Here is an 18,364-nt window from a genome sequence, read left to right on the forward strand (position 1 = left end):
GGAGACCGCGGGCGGGCGACCTCAGCCGTTCGTGAGGGACGGGAGGAGGGATCGGAGGTCGCCGGGCACCAGCCCGGAGGGCAGGTCCGACGGAAGCGACGGCACAACGGTCGGCAGGCCTGAAGGAAGCGAGGGCAGGCCCGACGGGAGACTCAGCGAGGGCCTCGGCGACGGTCCGGTGCTCTCGGTGGGGGACTTTTTGTCGCTGCCGCCGCCTCCCGTGGTGGCCACGACCACGGCGACGACGACGGCGATGCCCACGATCAGCGCGATGACAAGAAGCACGCCTGTGGGACGGCGCCCGCCGTTTCGGCCACCCGACCCGTCCGGCGGTCCGGGTGGAGGCCCGGACGGCGGCCCCGCTGGAGGCCCGGAAGGCGGCGGTCCGTAACCGCCGGAGGGCGGCGAACCGTAGCCCCCGGACGAGGGGGGACCGTAGCCCCCGGACGACGGAGGGCCGTAGCCGGCCGAGGACGGAGGGCCGTAACCCCCGTAGGGCGGAGTGTCGTAGCCTCCCGGGTCCGGGCTGTGGACATCACCCCCAGAGCGGGTCGGGTCTCCCTGCGGCCCTGGGGGCTGAAGCGGTTCCGGCGGTATGGCCATACCGCCAAGAGTCGCCTCGAATCCGGGCATCGCGCGACCCCTGTGCGGAAGTTGATACGGACTCATGCCGTGGATCGCATGATTCCGGGAAGTTCCGCGCGAGGATCAGCCGCCGCGGACCGGACCCGCCCGGAGGCGGGTCCGTTCCCCGGGGATGCGTACGGTCAGCCGCGCGCGCCCAGGAGGTGGTCCATGGCGAGCTGGTCCAGCTGCTCGAACGCCATGCCCCGGGCGGCCGCCGCCTCGACGTCGAAGTCCTCGAAGGCGCCACGGTCCGCGAGCAGCGCCGCGAGGCCGTCCTCGGCGGTGGGCTGCGACAGCTCGTGCAGGCGCGAGGCCCGCAGCGCCGCCTGGACCTCGGGATCGGCACGGAAGGCCGTCGCCCGCTCGCGCAGGACCAGGTAGTTGCGCATGCAGCCGGCCGCCGACGCCCACACGCCGTCGAAGTCCTCGGTCCGCGGCGGCTTGAAGTCGAAGTGCTTCGGGCCCGCGTAACCGGCGCTCTCCAGGAGGTCGACCAGCCAGAAGGCGGATCGCAGGTCGCCCGCGCCGAACCGCAGGTCCTGGTCGTACTTGATGCCGGACTGACCGTTGAGGTCGATGTGGAAGAGCTTGCCCGCCCACAGGGCCTGCGCGATGCCGTGCGGGAAGTTCAGTCCGGCCATCTGCTCGTGGCCGACCTCCGGGTTGACGCCGTACATCTCCGGGCGCTCCAGGCGCTCGATGAAGGCCAGGGCGTGGCCGACGGTGGGGAGGAGGATGTCGCCGCGGGGCTCGTTCGGCTTGGGCTCGATCGCGAACTTGAGGTCGTAGCCCTGCGAGACCACGTACTCGCCCAGGAGGTCGAAGGCCTCCTTCATGCGGTCGAGGGCGACGCGTACGTCCTTGGCTGCCCCGGACTCGGCTCCCTCGCGGCCGCCCCAGGCGACGTACGTCTCGGCGCCGAGCTCGACCGCCAGGTCGATGTTGCGGACGGTCTTGCGCAGCGCGTAACGGCGCACGTCGCGGTCGTTCGAGGTGAACGCGCCGTCCTTGAAGACGGGGTGCGTGAACAGGTTGGTGGTCGCCATCGGCACCTTGAGGCCGGTCGCGTCCAGCGTCTGCCGGAAGCGCTTGATGTGCGCCTCGCGCTCACTGTCCGAGGACCCGAAGGGGATCAGGTCGTCGTCGTGGAAGGTCACACCGTAGGCGCCGAGCTCGGCCAGGCGCTGGACCGTCTCGACCGGGTCCAGGGCACGCCGGGTGGCGTCACCGAACGGGTCCCGTCCCTGCCAGCCGACGGTCCACAGGCCGAAGGTGAACCTGTCCTCGGGGGTGGGCTGGTAGTTCATGCAGCGGCTCCTTGCTAGCTCCGACTATTTCGTCATGGCAGTTTACAAATTAGTATGCGGACGCGTCTCTGGGAAGAGACGGGGTAGGAAACCTGGTCACATCGGTCCAGGAACGAACTGCGGGAGCCGGGCCGTGACGGTCCGGAAACGCCCGTGACCGGCACAGATCCCGCGGAGCCGCGGAAGAGGGAGAGTCCGATGTCAGCAGCCGAGGGTCCGCTCGTCGTCGGGGTGGACTCGTCCACCCAGTCCACCAAGGCCCTGGTCGTCGACGCGTCGACGGGACAGGTCGTGGCGAGCGGACAGGCGCCGCACACCGTGTCCACCGGAGCGGGGCGCGAGAGCGACCCCCGGCAGTGGTGGGACGCGCTCTGCGAGGCGCTGCGCCAGTGCGGTGACGCCGCCCACGAGGCCGCGGCGGTGTCGATCGGCGGGCAGCAGCACGGGCTCGTGACGCTCGACGCGCGCGGTGAGCCCGTACGGCCCGCCCTGCTGTGGAACGACGTGCGCTCGGCGCCGCAGGCCCGTCGTCTGGTCGAGGAGCTCGGCGGAGCGAAGTCCTGGGCGGAACGGACCGGCAGCGTGCCCGCCGCCTCCTTCACCGCGACGAAGTGGGCCTGGCTGGCCGAGCACGAGCCGGACGCCGTCCGGGCGACGGCCGCCGTCCGGCTCCCCCACGACTACCTCACCGAACGGCTCACCGGGCAGGGCTCCACCGACCGCGGCGACGCCTCGGGCACCGGGTGGTGGGCCTCCGGGACCGAGGCGTACGACGAGGAGGTCCTCGCGCACATCGGTCTCGACCCCGCCCTGCTCCCCCGTGTCGTGCGGCCCGGCGAGGTGGCCGGCACCGTGCACGCCAGGGGTGAGCTGCCGTTCTCCAGGGGCACCCTGGTCGCGGCCGGAACGGGGGACAACGCGGCCGCCGCGCTCGGCCTCGGGCTGCGCCCCGGCACTCCGGTGGTCAGCCTCGGCACCTCGGGGACCGTGTACGCCGTATCGCGGCACCGGCCCACCGACCCGACGGGCACGGTCGCGGGTTTCGCGGACGCGCGCGGCGACTGGCTCCCGCTGGCCTGCACGCTGAACTGCACCCTGGCCGTCGACCGGTTCGCCGCGCTGCTCGGCCTCGACCGCGAGGCCGTCGAGGCCGGCTCGTCGGTGACGTTCCTCCCGTACCTGGACGGCGAGCGCACTCCGAACCTGCCGCACGCCTCGGGTCTGTTGCACGGGCTGCGGCACGACACGACGGGCGGGCAGCTGCTCCAGGCCGCGTACGACGGTGCCGTCCACTCGCTGCTGGGCGCCCTCGACCTCGTGCTGGACGCGGACGCGGACCGTTCGACGCCGTTGCTGCTGATCGGCGGCGGGGCGCGGGGCAAGGCCTGGCAGCAGACGGTTCGCCGGCTCTCGGGCAGGCCCGTGCAGGTGCCCGAGGCGAAGGAACTGGTCGCGCTCGGCGCCGCCGCCCAGGCGGCGGGCCTGCTGACGGGTGAGGACCCGGCGGCGGTCGCCAGGCGCTGGGGCACGGCCCACGGGCCGGTCCTCGAGGCCGTCGAGCGGGACGAGGAGACGCTCGCCCGGATCAGCGGGGTACTCTCCGACGCGGCCCCGCTGCTCGACCGGGAGCCGAACGGGAACTGACCATGCCCAGGCGCGGCGGCCCGGCTCCCACGAGTGGCACCGGGTCGCGTGGCGGCGGAACCGGCCGGGCGGCCCGGCGGGGCCGGTGGCCGGTGACCAGTGGCTGGTTGCCGGTGGCCGTCGCTCGGCCACGGACCGCCCGACGGGACCGACATCGAGACAGGCCGACGGGACCGGCCGGACGAGGACTGACGGAAGCATGACCGCACCCCCGCACGAGGCCCATCCGACGGGTTCCGGCCGACGACTGCCCGACAACCAGCAGGGCATGCGCCGCCGCAACCTCTCCCGGGTCATGCACACCGTCAACGACGAGGGGCCGCTGTCGCGTGCCGCCGTCGCCTCCCACATCGGTCTGACCCGGGCGGCCGTGTCCACCCTCGTCGACGAGCTGATCCGCATGGGGCTCCTCGAGGAACTGGGGCCCGAGCGGCCGGGCCGAGTGGGACGGCCCGGTTCCGCGCTCGCCGTCAGCGGTCACGGCCCCGCCGGGATCGGCGCAGAGGTGGGCGTCGATCATCTGGCGGTGTGCGCGGTCGATCTCCGTGGAGCGGTGCGGGCCCGCGCCGTGCGCCACGGCACGAACCGCGGCCGGCCGGCCGGACCGGTGATCGAGGAACTGACCGCCTTGATACGTCAGGTCGTCACGGACGCCGACCGGGAAGGGCTGTGGCCCGCCGGCCTCGCCGTGGCCGTCCCCGGGCTGGTGGCACGTGACGCCCGGACCGTGGTCCAGGCCCCGAACCTCGACTGGCACGGCACCGACCTCGGCGAGCTGCTGCCCGCCGAGTGGCCCCTGACCGTGGACAACGAAGCCAACTTCGGCTGCCTCGCCGAACTCTGGCTCGGCGAGACGACCCCACGCGACTTCCTGCACGTGTCCGCGGAGATCGGCATCGGTGCGGCCGTACTGGTGGACGGGCGGCTGCTGCGCGGGACCCGTGGATTCGCGGGCGAGCTGGGGCATGTCCCCGTGCGTCCGGACGGACCCGAGTGTCCGTGCGGCGGACGCGGATGCCTCGAACAGTACGCGGGCGAGGAGGCCGTGCTGCGTGCCGCCGGACTCGAACCGGGCGAGGACCGGGTCGGGCTGCTGTCCCGGCTCGCCACCGACGGCGATCCCGGCGTACGCCGTGCCCTGGACGACGCGGGCACCGCGCTCGGCATCGCCCTGACCGGGGCGGTCAATCTGCTGGACCCGGAGACGGTCGTGCTGGGCGGGGCCCTCGCCGGGCTCGCGCCCTGGCTGCTCCCGTCGCTGGAGGACGAGCTGGCGCGGCGGACGGCGGGTCCCGCCTGCCCCGTGTCCGTGTCCCTCCTCGGATCCGAGGGGCCGTTGCTCGGTGCGGCGCATTCGGTGGTTCGCGCCGTGCTCGACGACCCGGCGATGGTGGCAGCACGGTCCTAGGGCCTGTCAGACAGGCCCTGGGGCGTCTCCGCCAAGGCAGATGAGACTCGCGGGCCCGCCAAGGCACGCGCAACTCGCGGATCCGGCAGGGTCGACGAGACCCACGGACCCGCCAGGGCCGACGAGACCCACGGGCCCGGGCCGACGAGACTCGCGGACCCGCCCGGTCGGAGCGCGGCCCTGCTTCGCACGACGGCCGTTCCCTCCTGCGGGTGATCGGGTTGTCCACATCTCGCGGGCCGTCCACGGACTCGCGTCCGGCCCTTCCTGCCCAACCGGCAAGCGCCGTACCGTGATTCACGCGAGGCGCAGCCGTCCTGCCGACGGCCGCGTTCGGGTCGGATCGGGGGTTCGGATGTCGGAGGAGGCGGTTCCGGGACTGCGGCGCGAGGCGGTCGGCCTGCGCGAGGTCCTGTTCCAGAGCATCACGGCGATGGCGCCGGCCGCGGCCGTCGCCGCGTCCATCCCGTCGGGGGCGGCGTTCGCGGGCGGCAGTCTGCCGCTGTCCGTGCTGATCGCGCTGGTGGCCTGTCTGTTCACCGCGTCGTGCGTGGCCGAGCTGGCGCGCGAGATGCCCGCCGCGGGTTCGGTGGCCACCTACACGGCGCAGGGGCTGCATCCGGCCCTCGGGTTCCTCGTGGGCTGGGGCTATGTGTTCGTCGAAGCCCTGGTGCCGCCCCTGCTGCTGCTCCAGCTCGGATTCACCACGGCGGGCACACTGCACCAGGAGTGGTCCTCGTATCCGGACGGCCTCTGGTGGCCGTGGTCCCTCGCGGGCGCGGTGGTCATAGCGGTGGCGGGCTATTGGGGAGTGCGTGCCTCGGCCCGGTTCGGGACCGTCCTCGGCGTCTTCGAGGTGCTGGTCTTCCTCGTCTTCGCGGTCTGGCTCGTCGTCCGGGCCGGCGGGGCCAACACCCTGTCGGTGTTCGGGACTTCCCATACGGCCTCCGGCTACGGCGGGATCAGCGGGGTGTTCGCCGGATCGGTGTACACGATCCTCGCCTTCGCCGGGTTCGAGGCCGCGGCCCCGCTCGCGGAGGAGACCAAGGACCCGCGCCGCACGATGCACCGGGCCGTCCTCGGCGCGGCGCTCGGCATCGGACTCGTCTACGTCCTGACGACGTACGCCATGTCGGTGTACTTCGGCCCCGACAGATTCTCGCGGTTCGGTGCCTCGGGTGCCGCCTCCTGGGAAGGGGTCGCGCGGGCTTCGTTCGGACTGTTCTGGGTGCTCGTGTTCCTCGCGGTGGTCAACTCGACGATCGCCAACGCCAACGCGTGTGCCACCGTCTCCACCCGAACGGCCTTCGCCCTGGCCCGGATCCGGGTCCTGCCCGCGCTCTTCGCGCGCGTGCACCCCAGACACCGCTCCCCCGCGGCCGGGGTGGCCGTGCAGTGCGCGGTGGCCGTGGCCGTCATGCTGGGACTCGGCCTCGCGTACGACCCGGTGACCGCGTTCCTGCTCCTGGCGACGGTGATCGTCACCGTGGTGATCGGTGTGTACATCGTGGTGAACCTCGCCTGTACGGGCTACTTCCTGCGCCGCCGACGCGCGTTGTTCAACCCTGTTCGGCATCTGGTCTTCCCGCTGCTCGGGATCATCGCCTTCGTTCCCGCGCTGCTCACGGCGGCGGGTCTGCCGGTCTTCGACTTCGTGACCGAGCTGACCGCGCCCGTGTCGTACGCCGGGCCGGTCGTGGGTGTCTGGATGTCGGCCGGTGCCGTGATATTGATCTTCCTGCTGCGCCGCCATCCGGAGCGCATAGCCGAGACCGCCCGTGTCCACCTCGACGAGACCTCGACCCCCGCCCCCTCGCAGAGCGGAGCCGTGCAGCCATGAGCGACACCCGGATCCTGACCGTGCGCCCCGCGCCGGGCGAGTTCGCCTGGACGTTCGGCGGGGCACCGCCCGTGGCCCGTATCGCGCCGGGGACCGTGCTCGACCTGTACACCGAGGACTGCTTCGCCGGACGGGTACGGTCCGAGAAGGACCTGGTCTCCGAGGTCTGCGAGTTCCCGTTCCTCAATCCGCAGACGGGGCCCTTCCACATCGAGGGAGCGGAGCCGGGTGACACGGTCGCGGTCCACTTCGTCTCGATCGAACCGGCCCGTGACTGGGCCGCGTCGACGACGGTCCCCCTGTTCGGCGCGCTGACCTCCACCCACACCACGGCGTCCCTCCAGCCTCCGCTGCCGGAGACGGTGTGGATCTGGCGGCTCGACCGGGAGCGGCGGACCGCTCTGTTCAGCGCGCGCGACAGCGACCTGCGGATCGAGCTCCCGATGGATCCGATGCACGGCACCGTGGGTGTCGCGCCGGCGAACCTGGAGGTGCGCTCGGCGCTGGTCCCCGACGCGCACGGCGGGAACATGGACACACCGGAGATGCGGGCCGGAGTGACCTGCTATCTCGGGGTGAACGTCGAGGGCGCCCTGCTCAGCCTGGGCGACGGGCACGCGCGCCAGGGCGAGGGCGAGACCTGCGGGGTCGCGGTCGAGTGCGCGATGAACACGGTGGTGATCGTCGAACTCCTCAAGGGAGTCCCCACTCCCTGGCCTCGCATCGAGTCCGACACCCACATCATCTCGACGGGTTCGGCCCGCCCGCTGGAGGACGCCTTCCGGATATCCCAGCTCGACCTCGTGCAGTGGCTGGTGCGCGACTACGGGTTCAGCGAGCTGGACGCGTACCAGTTCGCGACGCAGACGGTCGAGTCCCCCGTCGCGAACGTCTGCGACACCAACTACACCTGCGTCGCCAAGCTGCGCAAGGAATGGCTGCCGGCGCGTGAGACCCATCGCGGGCTGCACGCCCACCTGCGCGAGACGGCCGCGGCGCTCCGGCACTGACGAGGCGACCGCACGGCCGCACGATCCGCGCGGCCTCATGATCTGCGCGGCCTCGTGACCTGCGCGGCCTACGCGACCTGCGTGACCCGCGGCCACACCCCCACCGACGAAAGGCCAACCCTCCATGGAGCGAGCACGGTCGTTCCCGAGCCGACGACGGCTGCTGAAGGGAGCTGCCCTCGCGGCTCTCCCCTACGCGCTGCTCCCCGACGTCAAGGCGTCCGCGCAGGCGGCGGCCGTCGACTATCCGGGCGCCGAGTGGATTCCGGCGACGGACTCCAACTACACGTCCTCCGACCGCCCCTACAGCTACGAACTCGACTACGTGGTCATCCACGTCACCCAGGCCTCGTACGTCACGACCCTGTCCATCTTCCAGAACCCGCAGAAGAAGGTGTCCGCGCACTACCTCGTGCGTTCGGCCGACGGCCATGTCACCCAGTGCGTGAGAGAACGCGACGTCGCCTGGCACGCGGGCAACTGGGACTACAACACCAGAAGCATCGGCATCGAGCACGAGGGCTGGGTGGACCGGCCCGCCTACTTCACCGACGCGCTGTACGAGGAGTCGGCCAAGCTCACCGCCGCGATCTGCGACCAGTACGGGATCCCCAAGGACCGCGCCCACATCATCGGTCACTACGAGGTGCCGGGCACCGATCACACCGACCCGGGGCCGAACTGGGACTGGACGCGCTACATCCGGCTCGTCAACTTCGCCTGACCTGGGCGGCCTCGCGGCGGCCCGGGCGGCGCGCCGCGGGGCACCGGGCGGAAGGAGGGCGTCACACGGGTTGTCCAGGCCCGCACCGGGAGTGACGATGGGACCCAGTCGCATCGCCTTCCGGGAGGCCGAGTTGACCGATCCTTGGGTGGCCCTGGAACCGGGGACCGATCCCGCCGAGCGGGGCCGGCTGCTGCGCCGCGCGTACGAGTCCTTCACCGAGGCCGGCACGGTGCCCCGGCCGGTGCGTGCCGTGGTGGCGGATTCGTGGCGGCGGTCGGCGCGGGCCGGCGTCGTTCCGGAGGCCACCGCGAGGGTGGAGCTCATGGACGGGGAACTCGGCTCCTACCGGGCGGAGCACCCGCTCGCGCGGGTGATGCCGCTGTTCCGGGAACTCATGGGGACGTTCGCGGCGGACGGGGAGCACCTTCTCGCCGTGTGCGACGCGCAGGGCAGGCTCCTGTGGGTCGAGGGCCATCCGGGGACACGGCGGGAGGCCGGCCGGATGAACTTCGTTCCGGGCGCGCGGTGGTCGGAGTCGGCGGTCGGAACGAACGCGCCGGGCACGGCGGTCGCCGTCGACCGGCCGGTGCAGGTGTTCGCGGCCGAGCACTTCATCCGGCGGGTGCAGCCCTGGACGTGCGCGGCGGCCCCGGTGCACGACCCGCGGACCGGTCGGGTGCTCGGCGCGGTGGACATCACCGGCGGGGACGGGCTCGCGCATCCGCACAGTCTCGGCTTCGTCCAGGCGGTGGCGCGGGCCGCCGAGGCCCAGTTGGCGCTGCTCGCGCCGCCGCGGGCCCTGGCGGATTCCCTCGAACTGACCGCTCTGGGGCGTGACGAGGCCCAACTGGTCGCGGACGGAAGGAAGATCAGGCTCAGCCGCAGGCACAGCGAGATCCTCGTGCTGCTGGCCCGGCATCCGGAGGGTCTGACCGGTGACGAGTTGCAGTGCGCGCTGTACGAGGACGAGTCGGTGACGCCCGTGACGCTGCGGGCCGAGCTGGCGCGGCTGCGCAGGATCCTCGGTCCCGGTCTGCTGGGGTCGCGGCCCTATCGGCTCACCCGGCCGGTCGAGTCCGACGCCGCGGTGGTGGAGCGGCGGCTCGGGACCGGCGCGGTGACGGCGGCCGCCGCGGTGTATGCGGGTCCGTTGCTGCCGGGGTCGACGGCGCCGGCGGTGGTACGGCTGCGGCGCAGGCTCGCCGACGGGCTGCGGACGGCGATCATCGCCCGGCGGGATCCCGATCTGCTGGCCGACTGGGCCCGCGCGCCCTGGGGCGAGGACGATCTGGACGTCTGGCGAGCGCTGTCCGCGCTGCGTCCGGCGGCGGCCGTGCACGCGCGCGTGGCGGAGCTGGAGTCCGAACAGGGCGCGCCTGGGGGATGGGTGCGTCCCGCGCGCGAGGTCCGGGTCCGGCAGCGGCCGCGCTGACCTCAGGGACCGGGCGGCGCGCAACGTCGTTGCAACGTCCGGGTTCCTAGCCTCGCGGCGAGAGCTGCCCAACGGCGGGCGGCGCTTCCCCGGGAGGCAACCAGCATGACCCGTTACGCGGCGCCCGGCAGCGAAGGCGCGATCGTCTCCTACCAGGCGCGATACGACCACTTCATCGGCGGAGAGTATGTGGCGCCGGCTCGCGGACAGTACTTCGAGAACCCGAGCCCGTTGAACGGGCAGCCGTTCACGGAGGTCGCGCGAGGAACCGCCGAGGACGTGGAGCGCGCGCTGGACGCGGCGCACGCGGCGGCACCCGCGTGGGGGCGCACCTCCGTGACCGCCCGCGCCGACATCCTGCTGAAGATCGCCGACCGGATGGAGGCGAACCTGGAGAAGCTGGCGGTCGCGGAGACCTGGGAGAACGGCAAGCCGGTCCGCGAGACGCTGGCGGCCGACATCCCGCTCGCGATCGACCACTTCCGCTACTTCGCGGGGGCGATCCGCGCCCAGGAGGGCGCGCTCAGCGAGGTCGACGACGACACCGTCGCGTACCACTTCCACGAGCCGCTGGGCGTGGTCGCGCAGATCATTCCGTGGAACTTCCCCATCCTGATGGCGGTGTGGAAGCTGGCCCCCGCGCTCGCGGCGGGCAACGCGGTGGTCATCAAGCCGGCCGAGCAGACGCCGGCGTCCATCCACTACCTGATGAGCCTGATCTCGGACCTGATCCCGCCGGGTGTGGTGAACATCGTCAACGGCTTCGGTGTGGAGGCGGGCAAGCCGCTGGCCTCCAGCGCGCGGGTGGCGAAGGTCGCGTTCACGGGTGAGACCACCACGGGACGGCTGATCATGCAGTACGCCTCGGAGAACATCAAGCCGGTCACGCTGGAGCTGGGCGGGAAGTCCCCGAACATCTTCTTCGACGACGTGTGGGCGCAGAACGACGACTTCCGCGACAAGGCGCTCGAGGGCTTCACGATGTTCGCGCTCAACCAGGGCGAGGTGTGCACGTGTCCCTCGCGCGCGCTGGTGCAGCGCGGCCACTACCGCGAGTTCATGGAGGCGGCGGTCGCCCGCACCGAGCTCATCAAGCCCGGCAACCCGCTCGACACGGACACGATGATCGGCGCCCAGGCGTCCAACGACCAGCTGGAGAAGATCCTCTCCTATCTGGACATCGGCCGGCAGGAGGGCGCCAAGATCCTCACGGGCGGTGAACGCATCGAGCACGACGGGGAGTTGAAGGGCGGCTACTACGTCCAGCCGACGATCTTCGAGGGCGACAACCGGATGCGGATCTTCCAGGAGGAGATCTTCGGCCCGGTCGTCTCGGTGACGTCCTTCGACGACTTCGACGACGCCATCAAGATCGCGAACGACACGCTGTACGGGCTCGGTGCCGGCGTGTGGACGCGGGACATCAACACCGCCTACAGGGCCGGGCGTTCCATCCAGGCCGGCCGCGTCTGGACGAACTGCTACCACGCGTACCCGGCGCACGCCGCGTTCGGAGGCTACAAGCAGTCCGGTATCGGCCGGGAGAACCACAAGATGATGCTGGAGCACTACCAGCAGACCAAGAACCTGCTGGTGAGCTACTCGCCGAAGAAGCTGGGCTTCTTCTAGGGCCTGGAGTCGGGTCGCCCGGAGGCCTCGTCGTGCTCCGGGCGACCCGCTCGCCTACGTCTCCTCGGAGAAGAAGCCGGGCGCCGTCTTCATGAACGACGCGAGCTGGATCAGGGCCAGGAGGTCGGGCACCTTCGCCGAACGGATCAGGAAACGCCGCCCCTGCGACGAGATGCCCGTGAGGCCCGGCCTGACAGAGACCTGGTAGGGCGGGACGACGCGGATGTGGTCGATCGCCGCCCACGGCAGCGTTTCCTGCCGGTACACCAGGCCCTCCGCCCCGATGGCCGTCAGCGGCCCGAACGGTACCGCCTCGCCCGAGCGCAGGAGGCGGGCGAGCACGGGCGTGCGCTTGGCCTCGGACAGTTGCCGCATGATCAGTCCGGGTCCGGAGTTGGCCGGCTCACCGTGCCGCAGCACGGTCCTGCCGTCGGCGACCAGCCGGTACTCGTCCCGCAGCGGGCCGAACCCGTTCCAGCCGGTGCGCATGGTCCCCCAGTACAGCCGGATGTCCTCCCAGCGCGCCGCGCCCGCGATGTGCCCCGTGCCCCACGTGGCCACGACCCCCTCGGGGTACAGATAGAAGGCACGGTTGCGCCTGATCCGCTCGCCCAGCAGCACCATCCCGACCGTGAGCCCCAGCAGGACGGCCCCGGCCAAGAGCGCGGCGGGGTCACCCGCCTTCGCCCCGCCGAAAACGGTGAAGACGAAGGTCATTGCGAACAAGGCGCCGTACCCGCGGAGCAGCAGCACCAGGATTTTGTTGATCGCCTGCGGATACCGCCCGATCGGCTCGCCCAGTTTGCGATCCTCGGCCTCAAGGGCCACGAGGAGCGGGATGTCCACCGTCATCGGACGCCCTTCCCGCGGCCGGGGCGACCGCCGCCTCCCACCATGATGTGCGGGACCGGCCCCCACATCCAGAGCGGGGCCCGTCGTCTTCGCGCCACTTTCCCCGCAACGCCGGCACCCGTCCCCGGGCACGGCCGCCCCGGGCACAACCGTTCCGTGAACGCCCGTCCGGTCGGCAACCGGGTGACCGGATACAGTGCGGGGACGGCAGCCTGGTTTGTGAGGGGAAGCGTGACCGACACCAGCAACACCCGACCCGCCGACAGCGAAGCGCGAGGGCCTCGGCAGAGCCGACTGCACCGCCTGATGCGCTACATCCCCCTGGTCGCCCCCGTACTGCTGTGGGCCGTGCCCTGCTGGGTGCTCCTGTACACGGGCCAGCACTGGCCGTTGCCCGTCACGCTCGCCGGCACCGCCCTGTTCGTCCTCGGCCTCGTCGCCATGCCGCTCGGGATGGTGCGCGGCCACGGCCGGCGCCAGCAGGACCGGGCCGCGATCCTCGGCGACACCCTGCTGGGCACCAGCTGGATCCTGTTCGCCTGGTCCGTCCTGCTCGGTGTCCTGCTGCGCCTCGCCCTGACCGTGGCCGGCGTCGGCGGGGGCCAGGACCGGGCCCGTATCGTCACCTGGACCATCCTCGGCGTGGCCGCCGTCCTGCTCGCCTGGGGGTACGCCGAGGCCCGCCGGGTGCCTCGCGTGCGCCGGCTCGACGTGCAACTCCCCCGGCTGGGCGCCGGGCTGGACGGCACCCGGGTCGTCCTGATCACCGACACCCACTACGGCCCGCTCGATCGCGCCCGCTGGTCGGCCCGGGTGTGCGAGACGGTCAACAGCCTGGAGGCCGACCTGGTCTGCCACACCGGCGACATCGCGGACGGCACGGCCGAACGGCGCCGCGCCCAGGCCACCCCGCTCGGCACCGTGCGGGCGAAGCGCGCCCGCGTCTACGTCACCGGCAACCACGAGTACTACAGCGAGGCCCAGGGCTGGGTCGACCTGATGGACGAGCTGGGCTGGGAGCCGCTGCGCAACCGCCATGTGCTGCTCGAAAGCGGGGGCGACACCCTCGTGGTCGCCGGAGTGGACGACGTCACCGCCGAGTCCTCCGGCCTCGCGGGCCACCGCGCCCACCTGGACGGGGCCCTGGACGGCGCCGACCCCGATCTGCCCGTCCTGCTCCTCGCGCACCAGCCCAAGTTCGTCGACCGGGCGGCGGCCGCGGGCATCGACCTCCAGCTCTCCGGCCACACCCACGGCGGCCAGATCTGGCCCTTCCACTACCTGGTCCGCATCGACCAGCCCGTCGTCGCCGGTCTCAGCCGGCACGGCGCCCGGACCCTTCTGTACACCAGCCGTGGCACCGGGTTCTGGGGGCCGCCGTTCCGCGTCTTCGCCCCCAGCGAGATCACCCTGCTCGTGCTCCGCTCACAGCAGCCGACCGCCTGACCCGCCGCCCCGTTGCCCCTCTGGCCGGCCGACCGGCCGACCGCGGCGGCAACGGGCGCTAGGCGTCCGGTGTCTCCCTCCGGATGACGGCGAAGAGCGCCCGGTCGGTGGGGAGACCGTCGGCGTCGAAGGCGCGGTGCCGGCCGAGGTGTTCGACCCGGCCGCCCGCGCAGTTCTTCTCCAGGTACTCGGTGAGCCAGGCGTCGGGCGTCGGCACCATGCGGGGCAGCCCGAACGAGCCGGGCATCTCGTCCTCACCGCTGTCGAAGAACATCACCTTGCCGGTCCGGTCCCAGAGTTCCCGGAGCAGGTCGGTGGCGGTGCCGAGACCCAGCTCCCGCACCAGGTGATGCCACAGGGACAGCAGGAGGGTGCAGTCCGTCGCCGGCAGGAGCCCGACCGTGTCGGGGCGGAACTCGAGGCTCATCACCGCCACGTTGTCCAGGCCGTTCCGTCGTACGGCCGTCATCGCCGTACGGACGCACTTCGGGTCCGCCTCCAGGGCGACGGAGGGAATCCCGCGCTGGGCGAGCTTGATCGGGAAGTAGCCGACGTTCGCGCCCACGTCCAGCGCGCTCCGTACGCCGAGCCGCTCGACGACCGGTGCCATCGCCGCCCAGCGCGACCCGGTGCCGACCGACCGTTTGGCCTTGCGGACGTGGACACCCGGGACCGGCTGGTAGACGCCGTCCGGCAGCGCGTCGAGTTTGAGGCGGAGCAGATCGATGCCGTCGTCGAGGACGCGGCGCGCGTCGCTCAGGAACCGGAGCGCGGGGAATCTCTGGTGGATCCGCACCATGCGCGTGGAGGTCTGGGTTCCGGCCAACTGGTCCACGGGTACCTCTATCGGCTGGCGATATGTGGTCGCTCGTTTTGCCACGTCAGAACAACAAAACAGTACCTTTCACGGCAATCTCCCACAATTCGCCACCGATGGATCGATCAGCCGGTGCTCCCGGCCGGCGTGCCGGTGTCCTTGGCCCTCGTGCCGCTGCTCCTGGCCGAGGTGCGGCCCGGTGGGCGGCAGAGCACCCTTGAGGGTGAAGGTTCAGAACGCCCACCGTCCGCGACGCGTGAGGAACTGGCGCCATGCGCTTTTCGGGCCCTCGAACCTCGTCGATCCTGGACGGCCTGCGCGTGACGACCCCGGCGCCCCGGGACGCGTGGCAGCGCTTGGCCGACGAGAGCGACGAGGCACTGATCACCCAGACCCCGGACTGGCTGGACTGCATCTGCGCGACGGATTCCTACGACGACGCCAGCCGCTTCTACGAGTTCGGCGATTCCGGCGGACTCGTCGTGCCGCTGGCCCGCCGCCGCGGCTGGCCCGCCCGGCTCGTCGCCCAGGACGCCTGGCCCTCCGAGTGGGGCATCGGAGCACCGGTCGCCGCTGAAGCACCCGCCCCACGACTGGCGCGTGCCGTCTTCGAGGATCTGGCCCGGCTCCCCTCCAACCGCGTGTCGGTGCGGTTCGGGCCGAACGCGGACCCCGTGTGGCAATCCGCGGTGCCGTCCGCCTTCACCACCCTGCCCCACACGACGTACATCCTGGACCTCGGTGGCGGATTCGGTGATGTGTGGGGGCAGTTCAGGGGGTCGGTCAGAACGGCGGTGCGCAAGGGCGAGAAGGCGGGGGTCGACGTGGAGGTCGACCGCACCGGGCGTCTGGTGCCGGCGTTCTACGCGCTCTACCAGCACTCCATCGCCCGTTGGGCGGAGCAGGCGAACGAGCCGTTGGCACTGGCCCGCTGGCGCAGGAACCGGATCGACCCGCTGCGCAAGTTCCAGACCGTCGCCGACACGTTCGCGGAGTCCTGCGCGGTGTGGCTGGCCTCGTACGAAGGCCGGCCCGTGGCGGCCATCATGGTGCTCCGCCACGGGCCGCACGCCAAGTACTGGCGAAGCGGCATGATCAAGGAACTGGCGAATCCGATCCGGGCCGGCACGCTGCTGCACAAGCTGGCCATCGAGGACGCCTGCGCGACCGGCTGCCGCTTCTACCACTTCGGCGACTCGCCGCCGGATTCCTCCGTCAGCGTCTTCAAGGAACGGCTCGGCGCTCGGGGCTACCCGTCGTTCGGCTACCGCAGGGAAGTGCTTCCGCTGACGGCGGGCGACCAGCTCCTGCGGGGTGCGGTGAAGCGGCTCATCGGTTTCAAGGAGGAGTGACACCCGCGTACGAGGTTCCCCGTCCGGCGTTCCCGATCGGAGATCCCACCGAGATGCCCGGCCCTGGTGCCCCGCCTAGCATCGGACGTGGGCACGTGGGACCTCGGTCCGCGAGCACCACCTCGCGGGGCCCCCGCGCCGGGCGGGAGAGGCCCGTGAACGCACCTGCTCAACTCCTCGTCGACACACCGGCCGGTGTCGCCCGGATCACCACACCGGCTCCGCGTGACGTCTGGTGGGAGCTCGCGGGAAAGGACCCGGACACCAACCCGAGCCAGACCCCGCACTGGCTGGACTGTCTGTGCGCCACGGGGCCCTACCGGGACGCGAGCCGACTCTACGAGTTCGAGCGGGGCCGGCGGCTGGTGCTGCCCCTCGTCGGCAGAAGGCGTCTGCCGCGGATCCTGGGCGCCGAGGAGTCCTGGCCCGCCCAGTGGGGCATCGGGGGTCCGGTGTGCCCGGAACGGGTGAGTCCGGCGGAGGCGCGCGCGGTCTTCGCCGACCTCGCGGCGCTGCGCGCGCTGCGGGTCGGTGTACGGCTGCGGCCGGCGGACCAGGCCGTCTGGGCGGACGCGGCGACCGGCTTCGGGGTCGAACCCCACATGACGCAGATGGTGAACCTCGACGGCGGCTTCGGCACCGTGTGGGAGCGCCGCATCGGACGTCGTATGCGACGGGAGGTCCGCCGGGCCGAACGCTCGGACGTCGAGACGGAGGTGGACCGTACCGGCAGGCTCGTTCCCGCGTTCTACCACCTGTACCGGAAGTCGATCGTGCGCTGGGCCGAACAGCAGCACGAGCCGCTGGCGTTGGCCCGGTGGCGCCGGACGCGGGAGTTCCCCGTGAGCCGGCTGGAGGAGGTGGCGGCGCGGTTCGGCGAGGGGTGCGCGATCTGGATGGCCTGGCGCGGGGGTGAGCCGGCCGGGGCGTGCATCGTCCTGCGGCACGGCGGTCACGCCAAGATGTGGCGCAGTGCCATGGACCGGGAACTGGCCCATCCGGTCCGCGCCGTACCGTTGCTCTACCGGCTGGCGATCGAGGACGCCTGCGAGGCGTCCTGCCGGACGTTCGACATGGGTGAGTCCGCCCCCGGGTCCTCCCTCGCCGAGTTCAAGGCGGGGTTCGGGGCGGAGGGCTTCCCCTCGCCCCGCCTGCTCCGGGAACGCCTTCCCGTCTCGGCGGCCGACCGCCGGCTGCGGACAGCGGTCAAACGCCTGATCCGCTTTCAGGACCCCTGAGGGCACCGCGGTCCAGGCCAACCCCGGTCCACGGCACCTCGGTCCACGGCACCCCGATCCACCGCACCGCCGAGAGCACCGCGCTCCGGCCGTCATCCCACGTCGACGGGTTCCACGTCGGCGCTGTGGTGGAGGGCCTTCAGGCCGTACGTGTCCAGCAGCATGCGCAGCAGTCCGAACTGGTTGTTGGGCTGGTCGTCGTCGCCCCGCCTGACGTGTTCGCCCACCAGAATGGTGGGGATGTGGTTGGGTCCCCGGGAATCGTCCTCGTCCCAGGTGACGACGAGCAGGCTGTTGTGGGTCATCGCCCAGTCGGCGTAGCCGCCGAGACCGTCGCGCAGCCAGTCGTCCGCCCGTCGCACATCGCCGTCGTGCATGTCGTGTTCGAGGTCCGGGACGACGAACGCGATCGTCGGCAGCCGCGTGTAGTCGCGGGGGAAGTCGGTCCACGGGCGGTTGACGGACGCGGGCAGGTTGTCGAAGTTCACCCAGGGGTTGTGCCTGCGCACATAGGGACCGTCTGCGCAGCCGGTGAAGCCGACGCGCGGCATGCTCTGCGCATAGCCCGCGAAGGTCAGATGGGCCTGGAGGAGCTGGGAGCCGAGATTCCGCGAAGTGAGCCGGTGCGGGCAGGAGTCGTCGTCGACCCCCAGGAAGGAGCCCGAGAAGAGCGCCAGGTAGTTGGGCTGGCTGGGGTGGGTGAGGGCGTAGTACTGGGTGAGCGACGCGCCGCGCCGGGCGAGTCGGTTGAGGTACGGGGCGTCCGCGTTGCCGATGATCCCGTCGTACGACTGGTCCTCCTCGATCACCACGACGATGTGGTCGGGCCGGGGAAGCCCGCTTCGAGCCGGTGAGCCGCCGCAGCCCGCCGCCAGGAGCACCGCCAGCACGGCGGCCGGCGCGAGGACCCCTCGGGCGGTTCGGCGGCCCGAGGTGCGGAACCCGCGCGTTGGAAGGCGGCGCGGAGCAAGAAGCCCTCTCCCCGGAAGGCGGCACGCGGCGAGAAGCCCTCCCTCCCGAAGGCGCCACGCGGCG

At 71.9% G+C, this 18,364-nt stretch carries 15 protein-coding genes; 10 read left to right on the forward strand and 5 right to left on the reverse strand.

Annotation, left to right across the window (positions count from 1 at the left end; all coding sequences use genetic code 11):
* Positions 1-21: 21 nt before the first annotated feature.
* The gene (locus ACFWI4_RS00550; RefSeq protein WP_387189352.1) at positions 22-285 is read right to left on the reverse strand and encodes a hypothetical protein; all 264 of its coding nucleotides are present in this window, start codon (positions 283-285) and stop codon (positions 22-24) included.
* Positions 286-767: 482 nt separating this feature from the next.
* Positions 768-1,934, reverse strand: coding sequence for a xylose isomerase (xylA, locus tag ACFWI4_RS00555; RefSeq protein ID WP_387189354.1), 1,167 nt, complete (start codon positions 1,932-1,934; stop codon positions 768-770).
* Between the two features lie 198 nt (positions 1,935-2,132).
* On the opposite strand from xylA, the gene xylB reads away from it, so the two are divergent.
* From xylB to ACFWI4_RS00590, 7 genes are all read left to right on the forward strand, one after another.
* The gene (gene xylB / locus ACFWI4_RS00560; RefSeq protein ID WP_387189356.1) at positions 2,133-3,578 is read left to right on the forward strand and encodes a xylulokinase; all 1,446 of its coding nucleotides are present in this window, start codon (positions 2,133-2,135) and stop codon (positions 3,576-3,578) included.
* Between the two features lie 199 nt (positions 3,579-3,777).
* On the forward strand, positions 3,778-4,986 hold the full coding sequence (locus tag ACFWI4_RS00565; RefSeq protein ID WP_387189357.1) for an ROK family protein: 1,209 nt from the start codon (positions 3,778-3,780) through the stop codon (positions 4,984-4,986).
* Between the two features lie 355 nt (positions 4,987-5,341).
* Entirely contained in the window at positions 5,342-6,826 is a 1,485-nt protein-coding gene (locus ACFWI4_RS00570; protein ID WP_387189358.1) for an APC family permease, read from the forward strand.
* Positions 6,823-7,836 (forward strand): acetamidase/formamidase family protein, encoded by a 1,014-nt coding sequence (locus ACFWI4_RS00575; protein ID WP_387189359.1) that lies wholly within the window; start codon positions 6,823-6,825, stop codon positions 7,834-7,836. Before ACFWI4_RS00570 ends, ACFWI4_RS00575 begins: the two co-directional genes overlap by 4 nt.
* 124 nt (positions 7,837-7,960) lie before the next feature.
* Complete coding sequence (locus ACFWI4_RS00580) at positions 7,961-8,560, forward strand: N-acetylmuramoyl-L-alanine amidase (protein WP_385395868.1); 600 nt, start codon at positions 7,961-7,963, stop codon at positions 8,558-8,560.
* 97 nt (positions 8,561-8,657) lie between these two features.
* Positions 8,658-9,995 carry a GAF domain-containing protein gene (locus ACFWI4_RS00585; protein ID WP_387189361.1) on the forward strand — a complete coding sequence of 446 codons (1,338 nt, stop codon included), beginning with the start codon at positions 8,658-8,660 and terminating at the stop codon, positions 9,993-9,995.
* A gap of 105 nt (positions 9,996-10,100) precedes the next feature.
* Positions 10,101-11,624, forward strand: a complete 1,524-nt coding sequence (locus ACFWI4_RS00590) for an aldehyde dehydrogenase family protein (protein ID WP_387189363.1) — start codon at positions 10,101-10,103, stop codon at positions 11,622-11,624.
* Between the two features lie 54 nt (positions 11,625-11,678).
* Here the strand turns inward: ACFWI4_RS00590 and ACFWI4_RS00595 are convergent, their stop codons facing one another.
* Positions 11,679-12,476 carry a DUF6585 family protein gene (locus ACFWI4_RS00595; RefSeq protein WP_387189365.1) on the reverse strand — a complete coding sequence of 266 codons (798 nt, stop codon included), beginning with the start codon at positions 12,474-12,476 and terminating at the stop codon, positions 11,679-11,681.
* Positions 12,477-12,707: 231 nt separating this feature from the next.
* Here ACFWI4_RS00595 and ACFWI4_RS00600 point away from each other — a divergent pair, with 231 nt between their 5' ends.
* Entirely contained in the window at positions 12,708-13,922 is a 1,215-nt protein-coding gene (locus ACFWI4_RS00600; RefSeq protein ID WP_387189367.1) for a metallophosphoesterase, read from the forward strand.
* Positions 13,923-13,980: 58 nt separating this feature from the next.
* Here the strand turns inward: ACFWI4_RS00600 and ACFWI4_RS00605 are convergent, their stop codons facing one another.
* Positions 13,981-14,757, reverse strand: a complete 777-nt coding sequence (locus tag ACFWI4_RS00605) for a hypothetical protein (protein WP_387189368.1) — start codon at positions 14,755-14,757, stop codon at positions 13,981-13,983.
* Positions 14,758-15,011: 254 nt separating this feature from the next.
* Here ACFWI4_RS00605 and ACFWI4_RS00610 point away from each other — a divergent pair, with 254 nt between their 5' ends.
* Together ACFWI4_RS00610 and ACFWI4_RS00615 are read left to right on the forward strand one after the other, a co-directional pair.
* The gene (locus tag ACFWI4_RS00610) at positions 15,012-16,091 is read left to right on the forward strand and encodes a GNAT family N-acetyltransferase (protein WP_387189370.1); all 1,080 of its coding nucleotides are present in this window, start codon (positions 15,012-15,014) and stop codon (positions 16,089-16,091) included.
* 155 nt (positions 16,092-16,246) lie between these two features.
* On the forward strand, positions 16,247-17,329 hold the full coding sequence (locus ACFWI4_RS00615) for a GNAT family N-acetyltransferase (protein WP_387189372.1): 1,083 nt from the start codon (positions 16,247-16,249) through the stop codon (positions 17,327-17,329).
* A 92-nt stretch (positions 17,330-17,421) separates the two neighbouring features.
* On the opposite strand, the gene ACFWI4_RS00620 is transcribed toward ACFWI4_RS00615, so the two are convergent.
* Positions 17,422-18,219, reverse strand: a complete 798-nt coding sequence (locus tag ACFWI4_RS00620) for an alkaline phosphatase family protein (protein ID WP_387189373.1) — start codon at positions 18,217-18,219, stop codon at positions 17,422-17,424.
* Positions 18,220-18,364: the final 145 nt, after the last annotated feature.

The sequence above is a fragment of the Streptomyces sp. NPDC127038 genome (assembly GCF_042725875.1).
In the GTDB taxonomy this organism is placed as follows: Bacteria; Actinomycetota; Actinomycetes; order Streptomycetales; family Streptomycetaceae; genus Streptomyces.

Bases quoted from the DNA above. Each gene is read 5' to 3' on its own strand.
- xylA (WP_387189354.1), bottom strand. From the start codon at position 1,934: ATGAACTACCAGCCCACCCCCGAGGACAGGTTCACCTTCGGCCTGTGG.
- xylB (WP_387189356.1), top strand. From the start codon at position 2,133: ATGTCAGCAGCCGAGGGTCCGCTCGTCGTCGGGGTGGACTCGTCCACC.
- ACFWI4_RS00565 (WP_387189357.1), top strand. From the start codon at position 3,778: ATGACCGCACCCCCGCACGAGGCCCATCCGACGGGTTCCGGCCGACGA.
- ACFWI4_RS00570 (WP_387189358.1), top strand. From the start codon at position 5,342: ATGTCGGAGGAGGCGGTTCCGGGACTGCGGCGCGAGGCGGTCGGCCTG.
- ACFWI4_RS00575 (WP_387189359.1), top strand. From the start codon at position 6,823: ATGAGCGACACCCGGATCCTGACCGTGCGCCCCGCGCCGGGCGAGTTC.
- ACFWI4_RS00580 (WP_385395868.1), top strand. From the start codon at position 7,961: ATGGAGCGAGCACGGTCGTTCCCGAGCCGACGACGGCTGCTGAAGGGA.
- ACFWI4_RS00585 (WP_387189361.1), top strand. From the start codon at position 8,658: ATGGGACCCAGTCGCATCGCCTTCCGGGAGGCCGAGTTGACCGATCCT.
- ACFWI4_RS00590 (WP_387189363.1), top strand. From the start codon at position 10,101: ATGACCCGTTACGCGGCGCCCGGCAGCGAAGGCGCGATCGTCTCCTAC.
- ACFWI4_RS00595 (WP_387189365.1), bottom strand. From the start codon at position 12,476: ATGACGGTGGACATCCCGCTCCTCGTGGCCCTTGAGGCCGAGGATCGC.
- ACFWI4_RS00610 (WP_387189370.1), top strand. From the start codon at position 15,012: ATGCGCTTTTCGGGCCCTCGAACCTCGTCGATCCTGGACGGCCTGCGC.